Source organism: uncultured Brachyspira sp. (assembly GCF_910578695.1).
GTDB lineage: Bacteria > Spirochaetota > Brachyspiria > Brachyspirales > Brachyspiraceae > Brachyspira.
In genome coordinates, this window is sequence record NZ_CAJTQJ010000002.1 from 21,470 (window position 1) to 42,817 (window position 21,348).

A 21,348-nucleotide genomic window follows, 5' to 3' on the forward strand; every position below is an offset into this window, starting at 1 on the left:
TTATTTTTATGTATAAAATTTTTATTTTGATATTTTGCTTTTCTTTGCTTTTATATACGCAATATGATTATACTAATTCCATATTATTAGAAGAAAATACAGAAGAAACTAATTATTATGATTTATATGAAGCTATAGATAATAATGATTTAGAATATATTAAATTAATAATTAGTAATGATAATATTAATATAGATTCTAAACTTCCTGATGACTACACTAATAATTTAGGCGGTGCTACACCTTTGCTTTATTCTATATATAAAAATAATAAAGGAATAACTGAAATTTTAATAGAAAACGGTGCTGATTTAAAAATAGAGGATTTTAAAACTTGGAATAGTATAATGTATGCTGCTGCTTTTTCTGATTTTTATATTATATCATTACTTGCCGAAAAAGACATTACATTGCTTGACAGCAAAACAGAGTTTAATGTTACGCCTTTGCATATAGCATGCCATAATAATAATATAGAAGTTATAATGTATTTATGTACTAATTCAAATATAGATATAAATGCCAGAGATATTGACGGCTGGACTGCTCTTTATCATGCAGCATATTCTAAAAGTATAGAGGCTTATAATCTTCTTATAACATTTGGAGCAGATACTAATATTTCTGATAATAATAATATACTGCCTTATACTGTTCTGACTAGGCAGATTGAAAATGATATTAATGAATTAAGAGATATAGATATAGAATTATTAAGAGCTGTAGAAATTAATGATTATAGATATATTAAATCTCTTATAAATAGCGGTGCTAATATAAATGCTAAAGACGGTTATGGTTTAAGTGCTTTGCATATTGCTATAAAAAACGGCAGTATAGATTCTATTAATATTCTTCTTCAAAATGATGATATAGATTTAGAATCAGCTCTTCCAGAAGGATATTTTACGCATTTGAATGATAATTCTGAAGATGCAGTTTATATAGGCAAGGCAACTCCTCTTATTTATGCTATATTCAAAAGTAATGGAGATTCTAAAATAGTAGATATGCTTATAAAGAAAGGTGCTGATATTAATGCTTATGACGAAGAGGGCTGGACTTCATTTTTGTATGCTGCTGCTTTTGGGGACAGTTCTACATTAAGAAATATTTTACACGGAAATAGAGAGCTTATTAATTCAAAGACTAAAAATAATGCTACCCCTCTTCATATGGCTGTTGTTTATGATAATTTAGAAAATATAAAATATTTAGTAAGCCGATTGAAAGTTGATATTGATGAAAAGGACGATGACGGCTGGACTGCTCTTTATTATGCTGCTGCAAATAATAAAATAGAGGCGTATAATCTGCTTTTAAGTTTAGGAGCCGATGAAAATATTAGAAATAAAGACGGCTTAAAGCCTTCTGATATTTTAGAATGAAATAGTTTATTAAAAATAATAATAAAAAGAGCCCCACAGAAAATAAATTCGATAAAGGCGAACAGAGCTTTTTGCTGAAAGCACACAGAGCGGCGAACAATTTTTTTATTTTATTGCTAGCGATAAACTCGCTTTAGAATAGCTAATAACCTCCTTAATTGTCGGTTATTAGCTGCTCGTTTATCTCTTTACTGTTGCTAGCGATAAACTCACTTAATAATAGCTGACAATTGATATTATAAAAATTGTGAGTGCCTGACATTCACAGAACGGTAGAGTATCAAAGCTCATAATTTTTATTAGCAGTAATAAAAAAGTTTATCACTATCAATAATAAAAACAATTTTTATTAGCAATAATATTGAAGTGAATATATAATACAAAGTAAGAATATTATAAAGAAATTAATTTATGCATAAGCTGGATTTAATCAAGATTAAAATAAAAAAGATAAAAGAAGAATTAATAAATATACGAAGAGATATACATTCTTATCCTGAATTATCAAATAAAGAATTCAGAACTATGGCTTTAATATCAGAATATTTAAATAGCTATAATATAAAGCACAGAACTAAAATAGCAGGTACAGGTATAATAGCTGATATAGAGGGAATAGATAAAAGTTTTACGGCTGCATTCAGAGCCGATATAGATGCTTTGCCTATTGAAGATTTAAAGCATTGCAGTTATGCTTCTAAAAATCAAGGAGTATGTCATGCATGCGGTCATGATGTGCATACTGCCATTAATATAGGAATAGCAAATATATTTTCAAATAATGATGATGATAAGATAATGCCTCCTTGCAATATAAGGCTTATATTTCAGCCTGCTGAGGAAACTACAGGAGGAGCTTTGCAGATGATTAAAGAAAATGCATTAGAAAATGTTAATGTTATATATGCTCTTCATGTTTCTTCTAATACAGAAATAGGGTATATTCAAATAAATGATAATATAGTTAATGCCAGCTGTTTAGATTTCAAAATAAAAATTTACGGAAAAAGTGCACATGGAGCAGACCCTGCAAATGGAATTGATGCTGTAATTATTGCTTCAAAAATAATAAATGATTTGCAGCTTATAATAAGCAGAAATATTAGGGCTGAAGATAATGCTGTGATTAGTATAGGTACTATAAACGGAGGAACTGCTTCTAATATTATATGCGATTATATTGAAATGACAGGTACTATAAGAGCTTTAAGAGAAAGTACAATGATGAAAATAAAAAATAGAATAAAAAAAGTAATAAAATGCATATCAGAATCTTTTAACGGAGATGCTGAGTTTATAGAATTAGTTTATTTTAGAAGTCTTATCAATTGGAAAGATGCTTCTAATATAGTAAGGGAAAATGCTTTTTCTTTGCTTGGTAAAAATAAGGTATTGGAATTAAAACCTTCTTTGGGGGCTGAGGATTTTTCTTTTTTTGTAGAAAATAAACCAGGTGCATTTTTTTATATAGGTTCAAGAAATAAGAAAATAGGTATAGTACATCAGGCTCATAATGGTTTATTTGATGTTGATGAAGACTGCATAGAAATAGGACTTAATATTCAAATTATGAATCTTTACAGCAGTTATTTAAAAAAAGATTTATTTCCTATTGGAAAAGAGAGATATGATTAAAATATATTTTGTATAAAAAAATAATTGACATTATTATATTATGAAATACAATAGCGTAAATTAAATCTATAATAGGGTTATGTATTATGAAAAAATTCTATTTAATAATGATAATTATTTTTGCTGTTTTTATTTCCTGCTCAAATAAAGATGATATAGAAAGCGGTACAATATATGTTAACTTAGGAGCAGAACCGAAAACTATAGATCCTGCTTTGAATATAACATTGCAAGGCTCTACTTATGTAACACATTTATTTGAATGCTTAACTACAAAATATAAAGATATAGAAATTCAGCCCGGAGCTGCGGAAAGCTGGGAAATATCAGAAGACGGGCTTACATATATATTTCATTTAAGAACAAATGGAAAATGGTCTGACGGAAAGCCGTTAAAAGCAGAGGATTTTGAATATTCTTGGAAAAGAGTAGTTGATCCTGATACTGCAAGCGAGCCTAGTTATTTATTTGAGCCTATACTTAATTTTTCTAATGTTAATGGCGGATATATGCCTGTCGACGAGTTCGGTATAAAGGCTTTAGATGATTTTACTTTAGAGGTGAAATTAGAATATCCTACTGCATATTTTTTAGAACTTGTAAATTTGCCTGTTTTCTCTCCTGTAAGAAAGGATATGATAGAGAAAGATCCTGATAATTGGACTAGAAATCCTAAAACCTGCGTAGGAAACGGAGCTTTTGTTTTAAAAGAAAGAAAGCCTGATCAAAGCATTACTGTTGTGAAAAATACTAATTATTGGGGAGCCGATACTATAGTTGCAGAGAGAATTAAGTTTGTTCTTATGGATAATCCTAATTCAGCGGTTGCAGGAGTAAAAGAAGGTTCTCTTCATTTTTCTGATCAGTTTCCTTATCAGGATATAGATATTTTGAAAGAAGAGGGATATATTGATATTGCAACAAGAATAGGAACTCAGTACTATGCTTTAAATACTACTAATGAAACTTTAAAAGATAAAAGAGTAAGAAAAGCTTTATCTCTAGCTATAGACAGAAATTATATAGTAGAAAATGTAATTAAATCAGGAAAGCCTGCAGGAGCATTAGTTCCTTGGGGTGTTACTGATGTTCAGGGATATTTCAGAGATAATGCAGGGGAATATATCAGCACTAATAAAGCAGATTATCAGAAAAATGTAGAAGAAGCTAAAAGGTTAATGGCTGAGGCTGGTTATCCTAATGGAGAGGGATTTCCTGTATTAGAATTTTTTGTTACTTTTAGCAATGATATACCTATGTTTGAAGCTGTGCAGAATATGTGGAAAGTTAACTTGGGTATAGATGTTAAGCTTACTCAAATGGAATTTGCACCATTTATACATGCATTTAGAACAGAGAGAAGCTATACTATGGCTGCAGCGAGCTGGACAGGAAGCTATAATGATCCTACTACTTTTTTAAGTATGTTTGTAAGCTATTCTTATAAAAACCATTCGCTATTTACAAATGCTCAGTTTGATGAGGCTTTAAGCATAGCATCTAAAACTATAAATCAAAATATAAGAATGAGAGAATTGCATAAGGCTGAAAAAATATTAATAGAAGATGAGGCTGTTATAATACCTATAGCATATTTTGAGCCTGCCGTATTAAAAAGTCCGAATTTAAAAGATGTATTTTATATACCGTTTGCCCAGTATAAATTCTCATATTCATATTTAGAGAAATAAAATAATTTTAAATATAGTATAATGCAGTTCTTATTTTTATGAAAATTTATATTAAGGAATTGTAGTAAATGGAAGATCTTTTTATAGGCAAATTAATTAAAGAACTTCATACAGCTTTAGATAATAGATTTAATAGATTTTTGGATAAGCATAAATTAACATCATCACAGATGGATATATTGATGTTTTTATATCATAATGAAGAAAAAGTTATTAATCAAAGGGATATAGAAAATTTTTTAGGCTTAAGTAATCCTACTATAACAGGAACTTTATATAGGCTGGAAAAGAAAGGTTTTATTAAAAGAAAAGTGAGTTTAGATGATAAAAGGTATAAAGAAATATATCTTACTGCTAAAAGTAAAAAATTAAAGGAAATTGTATTTGAGGATATTAGAAAGAATAATGAAGCTATGTTTTATAATATGTCTAGTGAAGAAAAAGAAACTTTAGTATACATAATTAAAAAACTTCTTTATAATATACAAAATAAAGATAATCTTTTTAATTAAAAAATATTAAAATGAAGACATAATTTTTTCATATTTGATTTTATCTTGATACATTTTTAAATATATTTCATATTTTTTATCAAAATATTTTTTCATACTTTTATCAGGTTCTATGCATTCTCCTTTTTTTGACATATTTAATAATGCTTCTTCATAATTTTTATATTCGCCTGAAGCTATTGCTGCCAAAACTGCACTTCCGAATACAACGGATTCTTCATGTCCTGCACTATAAATGGTACATTGACATATATCTGCTAATTCTCTAATAAATAATGGATTTTTAGCAGTCCCTCCGCATACTATTATGGTATCTATAATATATCCATTTTGTTTTGAAACTTCTATAATATTTTTTGTTCCGAAACATAAACTGTCTATAGCAGCCCAATATAATTTTGCCATTGATATAATATCTTCCGACATATCCAATCCTATTTCCATACCTCTTTCTTTAGGATCCGATATAGGAGACCTATTTCCATAATAAGAAAAATATACAAATACATAATAGTGAAATAAGAGAATTAGAAAAACCTTTAATATCTGATTTTGAAAAACAAGGTATTACAGTAATAACTCCAAACATAGATGAATTTAAAAATGCCGTATTAAATACTGTTCCAGCAAAATTAGAAAGCAAATGGGGGGCTGGTTTATTTGATAGAATAAGAGAAGCACAAAAATAAAAAAATTATGAGAAAGTTTTATGAAAGTATTAGAAAAGATAATAGATATTTCTTCTATAATAATGATGTTTATTCTTTTTGCTGTTATTTTATTTCAGGTATTTTTTAGATATTGTTTAAATATGCCTTTAAAATGGACAGAGGAGTTTGCCAGATATTTATTTGTATGGGTTTCTATGATAGGGTGGACTTATGGTACTAGGTATGATTCTCATATAAAGGTTAATATATTTTATGATATGTTTCCTAAAAAAATAAAATTTTTTGTATTTATTTTTATACAATTACTTAGTTTGACTTTTTCATTATTTCTAGGATATTTATCTATTTTACTTATGAAGCAGGGGGCTCTTTTTAAGGCATCGGCATTACCAATAAATTTTGCTGCTGTATATGCTATTATGCCAATTGTAAGTTTAATATTAGCTGTATATGCTTTAGTTAAATTATTTAATTTTATAAAACATAAGGAGGAATAATATGATAATGTTTATATTATTAATTTTATGGTTAATATTAATACTTATAGGAGTTCCTTTATATTTATCTTTAGGTTCTATTTCTTTGCTGTATGTTATTTTAGCTGATGTCAATTTAGTTATAATACCTCAGAAAATTTCTATGGCTGCAAATTCATTTCCTCTTTTAGCTGCTCCGTTTTTTATATTAATGGGAAATATAATGAATTTTTCAGGCGTAACAAATAGAATATTTAAATTTGCTGATATTTTAGTAGGCTGGCTTAGAGGCGGATTAGGGCATGCAAATATAGTTGCAAGTATGATATTTGCAGGAATGCCGATGCAGGAGGACTTGGCACTATAGAAATAGAATCTATGAGAAAAGCAGGATATGATGATGATTTTTCTTGTGCTGTTACGGCTGCTTCATCGACTATAGGTCCTATAATACCGCCTTCATTACCTATGATAATATACGGAGCTCAATCAGAAACTTCTATATTATCCTACTAATGCCAAATATTATATGAAGCATATAGAAAATATTAATATAGAAGATTATACTAGAGTTTTGAATCATCCTTTAAATAGTTTATAGAACTTAGAAATAGAAAGTTTAAAAGATTTAAAAAATGATTTATTAAAATTATTGAATATTTAAATTCTATAAATAATACAATTATATATAATTTGTTTTTATGTTAAATAAAAAATATTTTAACAATAATAAAACAATTTTACTCTATTGTTATTAATTAATTATTATTATATAATTTTGAAATTATGTTTACTATAATAATATATCAATGATATATTTAGGAAATTTCAGCTATGATTAGAAATATATTTTTATTTATTATATTTATTTTTTCTATTAGTTTTAATATATTTGCTCTTAATTCAAAGGAGCAGGAATTTTTTGACGCCGTAAAAGAAAATAAATATGAGGCACAATTAAAAAATCTTTTAAGGTATAAAATGGATTTGAATGCTGAAAATGAAAGAGGATTAACACCGCTTTTATATGCTATTGAATGCGGCAATGAAAGAGCTGTAAGAGTATTGCTTGAGTACAGCGATGTTAATATAGAACATAAACTTCCTGATGATTTTGAAGATTATCTTCTAAATAAGTATGAAGGCGGCAGCATTAATATAGGAGGAGCTACACCTTTAATGTTTGCTATATTTAAAGGAAATGCAAGAATAGTTAAACAGCTAATTGATAAAAATGCTGATATTAAAGCTAAGGATAATGAGGGTGTTTCTGTATTTTTATATGCATGCGGTTTTGGAAACGGTAATATTATAAGAATGCTCCTTGTAAAAGACAGAACTTTAGTTAGCGATAAAACTTCTAATGCTAATTTCAACGGACTTCATTATGCTGCTGCTTTTAATAATTTAGAAACTATTAATTTCTTAATTAAAAATGTTGATATGAATATTAATGACAGAGATTTAAACGGATGCACTGCTTTATATTATGCTGCTTATTATAAAAAGCAGGGAGCATATAATCTGCTTATTAAACTTGGTGCTGATAAAGATATAGAGAATAATTACGGAGTTAAGCCTGAATATGTTATATCAGGAGGAAATTCAGCTTTTGATTTAGGCGGTAATTCTTACAATAGTGAAGAAAATTATAATTCATCTGCAAATACTTATAATGAAAATATGCTGATTCAAAGAGTTATTTATAATAGCGATGCTAATGCTTTAAGAAATATAATTATGTACTCAAATTTTAATATGAATACTGCAATTATAGGATATGATACGCCTCTTACTTATGCAATATCTATTGATAAAAATGATATGGTTAATGAGCTTCTTAGATATAAAATGAATAATACAAATATTATTAATATAGAAACTTCTTTTATATCTTCAAACTATATTTATTTTGATGAAAACAGAAAAGAAATAGAGTTTACAGGCAATGTATATTTGAATGATGCAAGTCCTTTGCAGTATGCTATATTCAAGGGAAATACTAATATTATAAATACGCTTTTGAGATATGGGGCAGATATAAATAAAAAAGATAGTTTGGGATATAATGCTTTAATGTATGCTGCAGGTTATGGAAATGCAGAAATTATTGACAGCATTTTAAATTACAGCAGTAATTCTTATAGAGTTGTTGATATATACGGAAATACTCCATTGCATAATGCATCGCTGCTTGGCAATACTAATACTTTGACAGCCCTTATGAATAGAACCCCTATTAATATTAATATACAAAATGCTGACGGCGATACGCCTTTGCATATAGCTGTAAAAAATAATAATTCTAATACTTATAGATTTTTATTATTAAAGGGTGCTGATTATACTATAAAAAATTATGATGGAAAAACTGCTTCAGACTTAATGTATGGCAATAATATAGAAAATATCATTGGAAGTATTACAAATGATTTTATAACGAATATTAATACAAATAATAATTTTTATTATGATAAAGTAAATACAAATTTAAATAATAGTTTATTTGATAATTAAGCATTAATATTTAATTTATTTATTTTAGTATTTTTTAATAAAAAGTTTGCAGGTATATATGTCTATTAACATTTTACGCTAAATATTTCTATTGATTTTTTATATTCTTATGATTATAATGTTTTAACATATAATGATATTTAAATAATGAGGCATTTATATATATGAATAGTATATTCGGTTCTGAAAGTCTGCTTAATTCGGCTATGATAATTTGCTGGATAGGTTTGCTTATATCTTCAATATTGGGACTAACAATAATAATTGACAGATTTATTTACTTTACTAGAATAAAATCTCAGGATAATTCATTAGCTCCTAAACTTATTTCATTAATTAAAGATAATGAATTAAAAGCAGCTATTGCATTATGCGAAACTTCTAAATCTCCTTTGGCAAATATAATTGCTGCAGGATTAAATAATAAAGATATGATAAAAGAATCTATGCAAAGTGCTTCCAATAAGGAACTTCCAAGACTAGAGAGATTTATTTCAGCTTTATCTACAATATCAACTATAGCACCATTATTAGGACTTTTAGGTACTATACTTGGTATGATACAGTCTTTTGCTGTTATGTCTGTAGTAGGGAGCGGAAACCCTAATGCTTTGGCTTCAGGTATTGCTAATGCCTTGCTTACAACTGCTGCAGGACTTATTATTGCTATACCTACAGTGGTGTTTTATAACTATTTTGTAAATACTCTTAATGAAAGAATATTATTTATAGAAAATTTATCAAATGAAGTTTCAGATTATATAATAAATGACAGCAATACTGAAACAGAAAATTAATAATTGACAATAACAATTCTTTAGTTTATAATTTTACAGTTAAAATATTTTTCTTATTTAAAGAAGTTTTTTATGAAAGCTGTCATAATATTTTTTGTTTTTTTTAGCATATTTTTATTTTCATGCACTAATGCAGATACAAATAATAAAAATTTATCTATAAAAGATAGGGCAGGAAATAGTATTGTTCTGCCTGAAAAAATAGAGAATATAGTATGCTTATCTCCTTCGGTTACGGATATTATATTGGCTTTAGGGCTTGCAGATAAAATAATTGCTTTTGATTCCACTTCTAAAGAAATTTTACAGACTAATAATATAGATGTATCTAATACTGAAGTTTTTGATATGCTTAATCCAGACTCTGAAAAAATGATAGCTATGAAACCTGACATTGTTTTTGTTAATAATTTTAGTGTATTTTCTAGTAAGCATTCTTTGGATTCTATTAAAGGTTCTGGAATATGCATTGCTGTTATACCAAACAGTGATACTATCAAATCTATAGAAGATGATATATCTTTTATAGGATATGTTTTGAATAAAAGAGATGAAGCTTTTAATATTATAAATATTATGAAGAAAAATATAGAAAATATTAGAACTATAGGAGAAAGCATACAAAATAAAAAGAAAGTTTATTTTGAAATAGCAGCTTTGCCGAATTTATATTCTTTCGGAACTAATGTTTATTTAGATGATATGATAAATATTATAGGAGCTGTAAATATATTTTCAAATAGAAACTCTTGGATAACTACTGCCGAAGAAAATGTGTTATTTGCAAATCCTGATATAATATTCACAAGCGTTGATTATATTAATAATCCCGCAGAAGAAATATTAAGCCGAGAATCTTGGAAAAATATAAATGCCGTAAAAAATAAAGGTGTATATTATATAACTTCGGCTTCTCTTCCTACACATAATATTATATATGCATTATTTGATATGGCTAAATATATTTATCCTAATGAATATAAGAATGCTGAAATAATTAGGAATTGATTATATAATGATAAAAAAGATTATAATAATTTTATTGTTAGTTATTGTTTCAGCTGTATTGTCAATATGTATAGGAAGCGTATTTATACACCCAAAAGAAGTATTTGCAATTTTATTATATAAATTTTTTAATATTGAAATTATAAATATAGATAAAATAAATGCTGATATTATAGGCATTAGATTTAAGCATTCTATATTATCATTATTTGTCGGTGCTTCATTATCTATAACAGGCGTTGTTATACAGTCGATACTAAGAAATCCATTAGCTTCTGCATACAATTTAGGAATATCATCAGGTGCAGGACTTGGAGCTGCTTTGCTTATAATTATTCAAATATCTTTTAATCAGTATTTATTTATAGGCGTATCAATGCTTTTTGCTTTTATTACAATACTCTTTATATTATTTATTTCAAATAAAATAGATAAGTATATGAGTAATAATTCTATAATACTTGCAGGCATAGTTATATCATTATTTCTAAGTTCTGTGATGAGTTTTTTATCATATATGTTTCCAAAATATTCAAATCAAATAATACTTTGGCAGCTTGGAAATTTATTTGTAAGAAATAAATTAGATATTTTTATAATTATATTTATGACTTTAATATCATTGTTATTATTGATGAGATATTCAAGCGTATTAGATATAATGACATTCGGAGATGAAACTAGTTTATCTCTTGGAATTAATGTAAAAAATATGAGAATATTCTTTATATTAATATCATCATTTATAACTGCAGTTTTAACAGCATTTATAGGAATAATAGGATTTGTTGATTTGGTATCTCCTCATATAGCAAGAAAAATATTCGGCGCCAAGCATATAATTGTTGTTCCTATGTCGGCATTAATAGGGGCATTGCTTTTGAATGTTTCAGATATATTTTCTAGGATTATAGTTTCTGGTTCTAATATACCAATAGGCATTGTTACTGCAGTTATAGGAGCACCTTTCTTTTTATATATATTTATATCAGGAAGCGGTATAAAAAGAATGTAAATTATAAGGAATGTAATTTATTTATGAATAAGATGATTGAAGTTAAAAATTTATCTTTAAGTTATACTAATAAAAAAAAAGTGCTTAAAAATATATCTTTTAATGTTAATACTAATGAAAGTTTATGTATTATAGGTCCGAACGGATGCGGTAAAACTACTTTGCTTAAATCTTTATGTAATATAATAGATTTTGATGAAGGAGAAATACTTATTAATAATGAAAATATAAAAAAAATAGATACTTATAAAACTATAGCTATGATGAGTCAAATATCTGCTGTATATTTTGGATATACTGCTTATGATACTATAATGATGGGAAGATATTCAAATTATAAAGACAAATTATTATCAATGCCAAGTAAAGAGGATAAAGAGTTTGTAATTTATTATATGGAAAAATTAAAAATAATTCATTTAAAAGATAAATTAATAACAGAACTTTCAGGAGGCGAATTGCAAAGAGTTTTTTTAGCTAGAACTTTGGTGCAAAATCCTAATATAATACTTATGGACGAGCCTACTAATCATTTGGATTTAAATAGTCAAATAGAATTAATTTATAATTTAAAAGATTGGGTAAAAAATGGTATGAGATGCATAATTGCAGTTTTGCATGATATAAACTCTGTATTAAATTTTGCTGATAAATTATTAGTTTTGAAAAATGGAAGCTCTAAATATTTTGGGGATATTAATGATTTTGATATGAGATTATTAAATGATATTTATGATATAGATATAATTAAATATATGAAAAATTCTTTAAAAAGATGGTGATTTTGTATTATACTTTTTGTTTATGTTTTAGATAAGTATAATTTATCTTAATAAAAAACTTGATTTGTTATTATATAAATGCATATTGAAAGAAATAGCATATATGATATAAATATTATTGAGTATATTCGTAAATCATTAGAAAAAACATTGTAGTTTTTATTATAACTGCATCAAATATTAAAAATTGTATCCAATTTCAAATTCCCAAGTGAAAGGCTTAGCAATAGAGTAGGCTGACAGTATTGGAGTTTTATTGAAAATATTTTTAAAATTTGCAGATATTATTAAATGTTCAAACCATATAGAATAAAATGATATATTAAAATTATGAAATGCCTCAGAGTAAAAGATAGGTATATTCTCTGTTATAGGTCTTTTTGCAGAGTAGATATAGTAAATATTTAAAGATAATGAAGTTAATACTTTACTTTGCGGTATAAAATCATAGCCTAATAATGCATTTGCCGTATGTTCTGGAAGCCCTATTTTAGGAAATCTGTCTTTACCCATATAGGCAAGCTGATAAGAGTAGCCTGCTTTTGTTTTTATTTTATGGTATTTAGCAAATTCTATATCATATCCTATACTTGATGTAAATATATGCGAAACTGCTGAATCAGTATTTTGAGGGATTGAATATTCCCAAATTATTTTATTTGTATATACTGTATAAGTATAAGAGGCTTCTATTTTTAAATTTGTAATAGGCTCTATAGTTAGTTTAAAAAACAGCTGATTATAGCTTTCTGGAAGTAAGTTAGGGTTGCTAAATTGCCCATAATATAAATCATTAAAAGTAGGGGAGGTATAATCACTTGAATAGGAAAAAAATAAATTGTATCCTTTATAAAAGTTTAAAGAAAATCCCGCACTATATGCTAAATAATTATTGTTCTTATTATATTTGAAATGCTCATTTTGATATTCGTATTTTATGCTTGGAAGCAATATAAATATTGGGGCAGCATTATCCCAATATCCGAAAGAAAGCTGCATATCATATTGCAATGAAATAGAATGTCTTTGAGGATAATAATAAAAATTAGTTTCTATTGCATTTGTATCTTCTGTAAGTATATCAAATCTATATTCAGTAGTAAGTTTATTATACATTGTAATAGTGTTAGGTATAAATTCGTCCATTCTGTCAAGCGATACATTTAAAGCTGCTCCGTGAGATTTATAGTCGGATATAAATTTACCGTCTTGAAAATTAGGTCTGTCTATAAAAGAATCAAATAAATAAGATAATGTTATTTTATAATTTAATGCATCTGAAAATCCGTTATATGATAAAGATGATGCCAAAGTAGTAAAATTAAACCAAGAATCAGTTTTGCTTATAGGAGGTATTTGATATTGAGCAGATGAACTTGAATATGATATATTAGCAAATGCATTTATATAATCTTTATTAGGTAAAATATATTTATAATTTGCTGATGAGCTTAGTATAAACTGCCTGTTATCTTTTATATTTCCCTTCACTCTTTTTCCTGATAAATTTATAAAATCATAATGATAGTTTGCATCGCTGTAATATGAATCTGCTGTAAAAGTAAATATTTGATTTTTATCTATATTTTTTGAAAAAAGTATTGAAGGAATTACAGTATTATAAGCACCATATCCTAATGATATTAAAAGTATATCCTCTAAAGGAGCTTTAGTGATAATATAAATACTATTTCCTATTATTTCAATGGATTCTATTAGATTTGCAGGTATCCTTCTTAAATCAACACCTGCATCAGCATTTCCTTTGGCTGTATTCATAAGAACACCATTAATATATATTTTTATATTGTCGCCGTTAGCACCTGCTGAGTCAACAGCTTCATTTCCCATATAATTACCTTTATTCACAAAGCCGGGCTGATTGGCTAATATTTCCTGAGCATTATTATATCCCATTCTTTCTATATCTTCAGAAGTTATAATACTGCTGTTTGCTTTTATGGGCATTTTTGGAGGAGAATATTTTTTTGATTGATTTGTCTGAGATGCATTAGTAATCTGAACTTCAGAAGTAACCCAAATGCCTCCTTTAAATTCTTTTATAAGATAAGTCTGAGCATTTATATTATGGGATTTAAAAAATATATATATTATAATAAATAATGCTATGGCGTAAATATTTAATTTTTTCATTTTTATTTATATTATTTTTTAATTAATAATTTTTTAAATATCCGAAAACAAAATTATATTTAGTCCAATGAGTATTTTCATTTGGTTTAACATCTTTATCATTTCCGCCGCCGTACCAAGCCTGTTCTTCTCCGTTTTCATCTGTTATAATAAGTCTGTAGCGTTCCAGCATTCCTATCCCTATTTTATTATCCCAATATATGCCGGCAAGATATTTTTTATTATTGTATTCATATACTGCAGATTCTATAAATTCTGTTCTGATATTTGATTGGTCAGTAATGTCATAATAATTGCCTTTATCATCAAATTTTCCGCTTACAGCAGTATAATTATTTGCTTTATAAACAGTTTTCCCAGCTACTAAACCAAGCCATAATTTTTTTAACTCATCTTTATAAGCTGCATTAACTTCAGAAGTTTTACTGCCGTATTGTATAATATGTATTCCTGAAGTTACAGCTTTAACAGATGATGTATTTATATTATTAGGATTAGTTAGCTGATTAGAACATGATATAGTTAATGAAAATATTATAGAAAATATTATAATTAGTAAATATGATTTTTTTATTTTCATAACAAATCTTTTAAACTCAAAAAACTTTAAATTATTTTACAGCTATACAGTCTGAATAATAACTAAAATAACCATTAGCTTCTGTAAATTTTGTTTTAGCTTCTTCTAAACTTTCAGCAGAAAAATCAAAAATTCCAAATCCTGTATCAGGATCAGTTTCTATTTGCTTACTTGCTCCGCAAATTTTTATAGTTGTTTCAGTTAAATCTTTAAATGAAACAGCATACCATTTTCCAATTACTGAAGTATCATCATTAGCTGTATATTGCCCATATATTATACCCTCAGTATAACTCTTGTTCCAATCAATATACTTTATATCAAAAGAGTAGCTTTTGTTTCCTTGATATAAACTATCAAATGATAAACCTGTAATAACATATTGAGAATCACTATAAGATTTATCCTGCCATTTTTGAAAAAGCGGCTGTTTTGGATTATGCGGACTATTGCATGATACTGCTAAAAATAATACTGTTAATAGTATTGATAAGATTTTAATTTTTTTTTGCATAAAAATACTCCTTCTTAAATTAAAAATAGTTTAATAAAGGAGTGCATATTGATGATTGTTCTAGTGCACTCGCCTATTTAAATGGTATCCGACTTCGTTAACTTTATTAATTTATAAAAATTATAAAATTAAACTTTACGGTTGCGTGCCAGCGAAGGATTTTCACCCTCATTCCCATATTTTTTTAGTGTTAAATTATAACAAATATATTTTTTATGTCAATTAATTTTTATATTTATTAATTTACTTAAAAGCTGACAAAAAAATAAATTTATATGTATAAAAATAATATATAAAGTACAATAAAACATTTTATCAATTTATAATTATTAATTGACATTATTATTATATATAGTATAATTACTATATGTAGTTTTAATAATTTTTTATTATAATTAGGAGTTTTATTATGAAATATCTCTGCTTTCTTTTTATCATAATGTCAATGATGTTTATTTCCTGCAATTCATCTTCTTCATCTAATGCAGAAGATAAAGTATTCAAAATTGGAATTCTTCAATTAATAGAGCATGATGCTTTAGATGCTTCTTATAAAGGTTTTGTTGATGGACTTAAAGAAGCAGGATATGAAGACGGTAAAAATATTATTATAGATTATCAGAATGCTCAAGGAGAGCAGGCTAATTGCGTAACTATAGGACAGAAGTTCGTTAATGATAAAAGTGATTTAATATTGGCAATAGCAACACCTGCAGCACAGGCTGTAGCGAATATGACAAAAGATATACCTATATTAGTTACAGCAGTCACAGATCCTGCAGCAGCAAAATTAGTTGCTGATAATAATGCTCCGGGCGGAAATGTTTCAGGAACTTCTGATTTAACTCCTGTAGAAGCACAAATTGAATTATTAAATGAAATTACTCCTAACTTAAAAACAGTGGGGCTTTTATACTGTTCAAGCGAGCAGAACTCAGTATTTCAAATAGATATAGCAAAGAAAAAATTAGACTCTATGGGAATAAAATATATAGATGCATCAGTAACATCAGCTAATGAAATACAGCAGGTAGTTCAAAGTTTGATTGGAAAAGTTGAAGCTATTTATACGCCTACAGACAATATGATTGCTGCTGGTATGGCTACAGTTGCTTTAGCTGCTGAACCTGCTAAACTTCCTGTAGTTTGCGGAGAGGGCGGTATGACTATGCTGGGAGGCACTGCTACTTATGCAATAAGTTATTATGAACTTGGAAAGTTAACAGCTTCTCAGGCATCTGCCATATTAAAAGGAGAAAAAAAACCTGCATCTATGCCTATAGAAACTTTAAAAACTTTTGATTTGGTAGTTAATACTAATATGGTTAATAGCATAGGAATAACAATACCAGAATCTTTATATAAATAAAATATAATTTTTGAGTATTAATAGCATATATTATTAATACTCAATTTTTATATAAATAATAAATAATATATCCGCAATAATAATAAATAATAAAAGAGGGTTTAAATGCTTCAAGGAATTTTTCTAGCTATAGAAGGTGCAGCATCTCAGGGTATTATTTGGGGAATAATGACTCTTGGTGTCTATATTACATTTAAGGTTTTGGATTTCCCTGATTTAACAGTTGATGGAAGTTTTGCTTTGGGCGGTGCTGTGAGTGCTATGCTCATTCAAAATGGAATGAATCCTTTTGCTACATTATTTTTTGCTTTTGCGGCTGGTTCTCTTGCAGGGTTTATAACAGGCTTTTTGAATACTAAACTTCAAATACCAGGTATATTAGCAGGAATTCTTACTATGATAGCTTTATACTCTATAAATATTAGAGTTATGGGAAACAGACCTAATATACCTCTTTTAGGAATGAGTACTTCTTTAACTATAATTCAGAATTTATTGTCTTTAAATAAAATATTATCTGATTTGCTTGTAGGATTTATATTTTCTGCAGTGATTATAATAATAATGTATTGGTTTTTTGGTACAGAGATGGGCTGTGCTATAAGGGCTGCAGGAAACAATGAAAGAATGATTAGAGCATTAGGAGTTGATACTAATGTGATGAAGATAATAGGACTTATGATATCTAATGCATTAGTGGCTTTATCAGGTGCTTTAGTTACTCAAAGTCAGGGATATGCTGATGTGGGTATGGGAACAGGTACTATAGTTATAGGGCTTGCCTCTGTTATAATAGGCGAAGTAGTATTCGGAAACAGATTTTCTTTTTGGTATAAGCTCGCTTCTGTTGTAATGGGTTCTATTATATATAGGATAATAATAGCTATAGTTCTTCAATTGGGATTAAAGTCAAGCGATTTGAAACTTCTTACTGCTGTAATAGTTGCTATTGCTCTTTCAGTACCTGTATTAAATAAAAAGGTTACTAGAGTTGTAGGCGGTAAAAGAAAATAATTATTTGGGGGCTTTATGTTGGAATTAAAAGAAGTTTATAAAACATTTAATAGAGGAACTATCACAGAGAAGAAGGCTATTAAAGGAGTTAATCTTAAATTAAATGACGGTGATTTTGTAACTGTTATAGGAGGAAACGGAGCAGGAAAATCTACTCTTTTAAATTTGATTGCAGGAGTTTATGAGGTAGATTACGGCAGTATATTTGTTGATGGAATTGACATCACTGATAAAAAAGAATATGCAAGAGCCGTACTTTTTGGAAGAGTATTTCAAGATCCTATGATTGGTACAGCTTCGGATATGGGCATAGAAGAAAATCTTGCACTTGCCAAAAGAAAAGGTAAAAGAAGAACTTTAAGATGGGGCATAACTAAAGCCGAAAGAGGTGAGTATGTTGAAAAATTAAAAAGACTTGATTTGGGGCTTGAGAATAGACTTCATTCTAAAGTAGGACTTCTATCAGGAGGACAGAGGCAGGCTTTAACGCTTCTTATGGCTACACTGAAAAAACCAAGACTTTTATTATTAGATGAACATACCGCAGCTCTTGACCCGAAAACTGCTAAAAGGGTATTAGACCTTACAGAAGAAATAATCAGAGAAGATAAACTTACTGCATTTATGGTTACTCATAATATTAAAGATGCTATTCATTATGGCAACAGACTTATAATGATGAATGACGGCAATATTGTGTATGATGTTTCAGGCGAGGAAAAAAAGTCTTTAGAAATATCCGACTTGCTCAAAAAATTTGAAACTGCTGATGGTTCTTTAAGCGATAAGCTGCTGCTCTCTTAATAAATTTATATTATTGTATTTTTTGATTAATAATAAATATTAAAAATTATAAATATATAGTTCTTATTAAATATGTTAACAATATTATGTTAATATATTTTTATGTGCAGGATTCGCATACTTCTTCAAGTTCAAAATTAGATTTAGGCGTTTTCATATAATAAAGTGTTTTTAATCCTAAATCCATAGCATACTGAATATCATTCCAAAGCTCTTTAGCCGAATCAGGCTTCACATAATATAAATTTAAAGACTGAGACTGATCTATATACCTTTGTCTTACAGCAGCAAGTTCTATTATAGTTTTAGCAGGAATAGTCCAGCATCTTTGATAATAATCTCTATTCTTTTTTATATTAGGAACCAAACTAGGAAGCGTCTGTATACCTTCTTCTACAAAGAATAAATCTACTACAGGCTCTATGCTTTCTGTGGCAGATATGCTTTTTCCAGATGTTGCTGTAGGAGCTATTGCACCGTGAAATGAAAATCTTACTCCGTTTATTTTTATTTTTTCTGCAAGCTTATCCCATTTTTCTTTATATGTGCTTACATTGAGAATATTTTTTTCATTATTTAATAATGATATATGAAAAGGAGTTAATCCTTCTTTCCATTTAGATTCATTAAATGTTTTATAAGCCCCTCTTTCTTTTGCCAATATATTAGATGCTTCATATATATGATAGTATAAATCATCAAAAACTTTATTTGTAAACTCTAAAGCATCTTTATCAGTATACTTTAATTTATTTGAAGCAAGAAGATTAGCATAATTAATAACCCCTATGCCTATAGGTCTGTTTTTCTTATTTGCTATTTCTCCCTCTTTTACAGGATAAAATTGAGTGTCTATAATATTATCGCATCCTCTTAGAAGTGTATAGCAGAATGATTTTTTCTTTTCAGGAGTGAAATTTATCCAAGCCATTAAATTTACTGATACTAAATTACATATTCCGATTTCTCCGCTTTTTTTTCTTTGTATAATTTCGTATTCTCCCTCTTCATTTATGATATATTTTTCTTTTATGAGTTTTGAAGGGTAGGAAGGTATAACTATTTCCTGACAAAGATTAGAAGCCCCTACAAATCTATTAACCATATTCTGTTCATTTATATTATCTACAAAAGTTAAATATAAATTTCCTGTTTCCTGTCTTACTTTTAATATTTGAAATAATAAATCTTTAGCCTTTATTTTTTTCTTTCTTATAGAAGACTTACTTTCATAATACATATAAGCAACATTAAATTTCTCTCCGTATTCTTCATTTAGAAGCGGAGTTTCTTTAGGATCAAAAAGAGTTATATACTCATCTTTATTAACTCTCTCTCTAAAAATATTGCTTATTCTAATAGAATAAACCAATTTTCTGGCTCTTGTATCTTCAGTACCTCCTGCATCTTTAAGCATTATCAAATCAAGCACATCCAAATGCCACCAAGGAAAAGTAATAACGCATGCACCTTTACGAACGCCCCCCTGATTGAATGATGATATAGTCTGCTCAACTCTTTTTATAAAAGGTATAGGACCGTCTGAACGCCCTCTATTAGTTTGTATAGTTGACCCCGATGCCCTTATATATGAAGCATCATAAGCAATGCCGCCTGAAAATTTTGAGTATAATGCCATATTGCCGTCAGTCTGATTAAGACTCCAAGTATCATCATCTGGAGTATTTAGTATGCAGCTTGCTAACTGTGCTTTTATAGTCATACTATTTGCTATTCTAGGTGTTGCAAAGGTAACTTCATGTTTTGAAAGCATATCATAAGTTCTTTTTATATATTTAAGTCTTTCAGATTTGCTTATTTCTAATTTATCTTTATTCTCGCCTTTATAATAATCATCATAAAATGAAAACATAGCTGCCGTCATATATGTTATTTGAGGCAGTTCTAATTTTTTATTTCCTATATTTTTGCAGTATTTTTTATAGAAAATGGCTAATCCCTTGTATGTAAATAATAAATCTCTATTAGGATCTATCATAGAATTTATTTTATCCAATTCCTTATCTGTGAAAAGCTTTATTATATTTTTATCATATATTTTATATTTTATGCCTTTTTTTAGGAAATTTTTTATATGAGGATATGAGCCTATTTTTTTTAGCCCGCATGTTTCTTTATATATTTTCATTAAATAAAGTTTTTCTGCTATAGTATCATATACAGGATATAAAGTACTTATCATATTCACAGCTGTATTTATAAGTTCATCATATAATACTTCTATTTTCATTTTATCATTAATTTTTATATTAAGTCCTTCCAATAATTTATTGCTGAAAACTTCTTTTCCTTCAGTAGCCCAATCTATAACTTTTCTTAATTTTTCTTCATTAAAAGGTTCTTCTCTTCCGTCTCTTTTTATTATAATATGTTTTTTACCTTCAACCAAATTAAGCATGA

18 protein-coding genes and 1 pseudogene are annotated in these 21,348 nt (G+C 27.6%); 14 read left to right on the plus strand and 5 right to left on the minus strand.

The genetic code is table 11. The annotated features are described in order from the left end of the window. The first annotated feature begins 8 nt into the window (after positions 1–8). From QZ288_RS00870 to QZ288_RS00885, 4 genes are all read left to right on the plus strand, one after another. On the plus strand, positions 9–1,388 hold the full coding sequence (locus QZ288_RS00870; protein WP_295153967.1) for an ankyrin repeat domain-containing protein: 1,380 nt from the start codon (positions 9–11) through the stop codon (positions 1,386–1,388). A 411-nt stretch (positions 1,389–1,799) separates the two neighbouring features. Further along, a complete protein-coding gene (locus QZ288_RS00875) occupies positions 1,800–3,023 on the plus strand; it encodes a M20 family metallopeptidase (RefSeq protein WP_295153969.1) in 1,224 nt (407 codons plus the stop codon). An 86-nt stretch (positions 3,024–3,109) separates the two neighbouring features. Further along, complete coding sequence (locus tag QZ288_RS00880; protein ID WP_295153971.1) at positions 3,110–4,714, plus strand: peptide ABC transporter substrate-binding protein; 1,605 nt, start codon at positions 3,110–3,112, stop codon at positions 4,712–4,714. Positions 4,715–4,782: 68 nt separating this feature from the next. Further along, positions 4,783–5,226, plus strand: coding sequence for a MarR family transcriptional regulator (locus QZ288_RS00885; RefSeq protein WP_295153973.1), 444 nt, complete (start codon positions 4,783–4,785; stop codon positions 5,224–5,226). A gap of 6 nt (positions 5,227–5,232) precedes the next feature. Here QZ288_RS00885 and QZ288_RS00890 read toward each other — a convergent pair whose 3' ends face one another. Next, entirely contained in the window at positions 5,233–5,772 is a 540-nt protein-coding gene (locus QZ288_RS00890) for an FGGY-family carbohydrate kinase (RefSeq protein WP_363322976.1), read from the minus strand. A 163-nt stretch (positions 5,773–5,935) separates the two neighbouring features. Between QZ288_RS00890 and QZ288_RS00895 the strand changes: the two genes are divergently transcribed. The 7 genes and pseudogenes from QZ288_RS00895 to QZ288_RS00925 all read left to right on the plus strand — a co-directional run bounded on the left by QZ288_RS00895 (position 5,936) and on the right by QZ288_RS00925 (position 12,492). Continuing rightward, positions 5,936–6,394 (plus strand): TRAP transporter small permease, encoded by a 459-nt coding sequence (locus tag QZ288_RS00895; RefSeq protein ID WP_295153975.1) that lies wholly within the window; start codon positions 5,936–5,938, stop codon positions 6,392–6,394. Between the two features lie 7 nt (positions 6,395–6,401). Continuing rightward, positions 6,402–6,889: pseudogene (locus QZ288_RS00900) on the plus strand (TRAP transporter large permease subunit). 318 nt (positions 6,890–7,207) lie between these two features. Then, entirely contained in the window at positions 7,208–8,890 is a 1,683-nt protein-coding gene (locus QZ288_RS00905; RefSeq protein ID WP_295153977.1) for an ankyrin repeat domain-containing protein, read from the plus strand. Positions 8,891–9,054: 164 nt separating this feature from the next. Beyond that, positions 9,055–9,687 (plus strand): MotA/TolQ/ExbB proton channel family protein, encoded by a 633-nt coding sequence (locus tag QZ288_RS00910; RefSeq protein ID WP_295153979.1) that lies wholly within the window; start codon positions 9,055–9,057, stop codon positions 9,685–9,687. Between the two features lie 72 nt (positions 9,688–9,759). Further along, complete coding sequence (locus tag QZ288_RS00915) at positions 9,760–10,695, plus strand: ABC transporter substrate-binding protein (protein ID WP_295153981.1); 936 nt, start codon at positions 9,760–9,762, stop codon at positions 10,693–10,695. A gap of 7 nt (positions 10,696–10,702) precedes the next feature. Continuing rightward, entirely contained in the window at positions 10,703–11,710 is a 1,008-nt protein-coding gene (locus tag QZ288_RS00920; RefSeq protein ID WP_295153983.1) for an iron ABC transporter permease, read from the plus strand. 23 nt (positions 11,711–11,733) lie between these two features. Further along, on the plus strand, positions 11,734–12,492 hold the full coding sequence (locus tag QZ288_RS00925) for an ABC transporter ATP-binding protein (RefSeq protein ID WP_295153985.1): 759 nt from the start codon (positions 11,734–11,736) through the stop codon (positions 12,490–12,492). Between the two features lie 180 nt (positions 12,493–12,672). Here QZ288_RS00925 and QZ288_RS00930 read toward each other — a convergent pair whose 3' ends face one another. The 3 genes from QZ288_RS00930 to QZ288_RS00940 are packed head-to-tail and all read right to left on the minus strand — an operon-like array spanning position 12,673 to position 15,740. Further along, entirely contained in the window at positions 12,673–14,646 is a 1,974-nt protein-coding gene (locus tag QZ288_RS00930) for a TonB-dependent receptor (protein WP_295153987.1), read from the minus strand. Positions 14,647–14,668: 22 nt separating this feature from the next. Next, positions 14,669–15,226, minus strand: coding sequence for a hypothetical protein (locus QZ288_RS00935; RefSeq protein WP_295153988.1), 558 nt, complete (start codon positions 15,224–15,226; stop codon positions 14,669–14,671). Positions 15,227–15,257: 31 nt separating this feature from the next. Further along, positions 15,258–15,740, minus strand: coding sequence for a hypothetical protein (locus QZ288_RS00940; RefSeq protein ID WP_295153990.1), 483 nt, complete (start codon positions 15,738–15,740; stop codon positions 15,258–15,260). 409 nt (positions 15,741–16,149) lie between these two features. Here QZ288_RS00940 and QZ288_RS00945 point away from each other — a divergent pair, with 409 nt between their 5' ends. The 3 genes from QZ288_RS00945 to QZ288_RS00955 all read left to right on the plus strand — a co-directional run bounded on the left by QZ288_RS00945 (position 16,150) and on the right by QZ288_RS00955 (position 18,927). After that, entirely contained in the window at positions 16,150–17,109 is a 960-nt protein-coding gene (locus QZ288_RS00945) for an ABC transporter substrate-binding protein (RefSeq protein ID WP_295153992.1), read from the plus strand. 105 nt (positions 17,110–17,214) lie between these two features. Then, positions 17,215–18,123, plus strand: coding sequence for an ABC transporter permease (locus QZ288_RS00950; RefSeq protein WP_295153994.1), 909 nt, complete (start codon positions 17,215–17,217; stop codon positions 18,121–18,123). Positions 18,124–18,138: 15 nt separating this feature from the next. Beyond that, positions 18,139–18,927, plus strand: coding sequence for an ATP-binding cassette domain-containing protein (locus QZ288_RS00955; RefSeq protein WP_295153996.1), 789 nt, complete (start codon positions 18,139–18,141; stop codon positions 18,925–18,927). Between the two features lie 100 nt (positions 18,928–19,027). Here QZ288_RS00955 and QZ288_RS00960 read toward each other — a convergent pair whose 3' ends face one another. Continuing rightward, entirely contained in the window at positions 19,028–21,346 is a 2,319-nt protein-coding gene (locus tag QZ288_RS00960; RefSeq protein WP_295153998.1) for a ribonucleoside-diphosphate reductase subunit alpha, read from the minus strand. Positions 21,347–21,348: the final 2 nt, after the last annotated feature.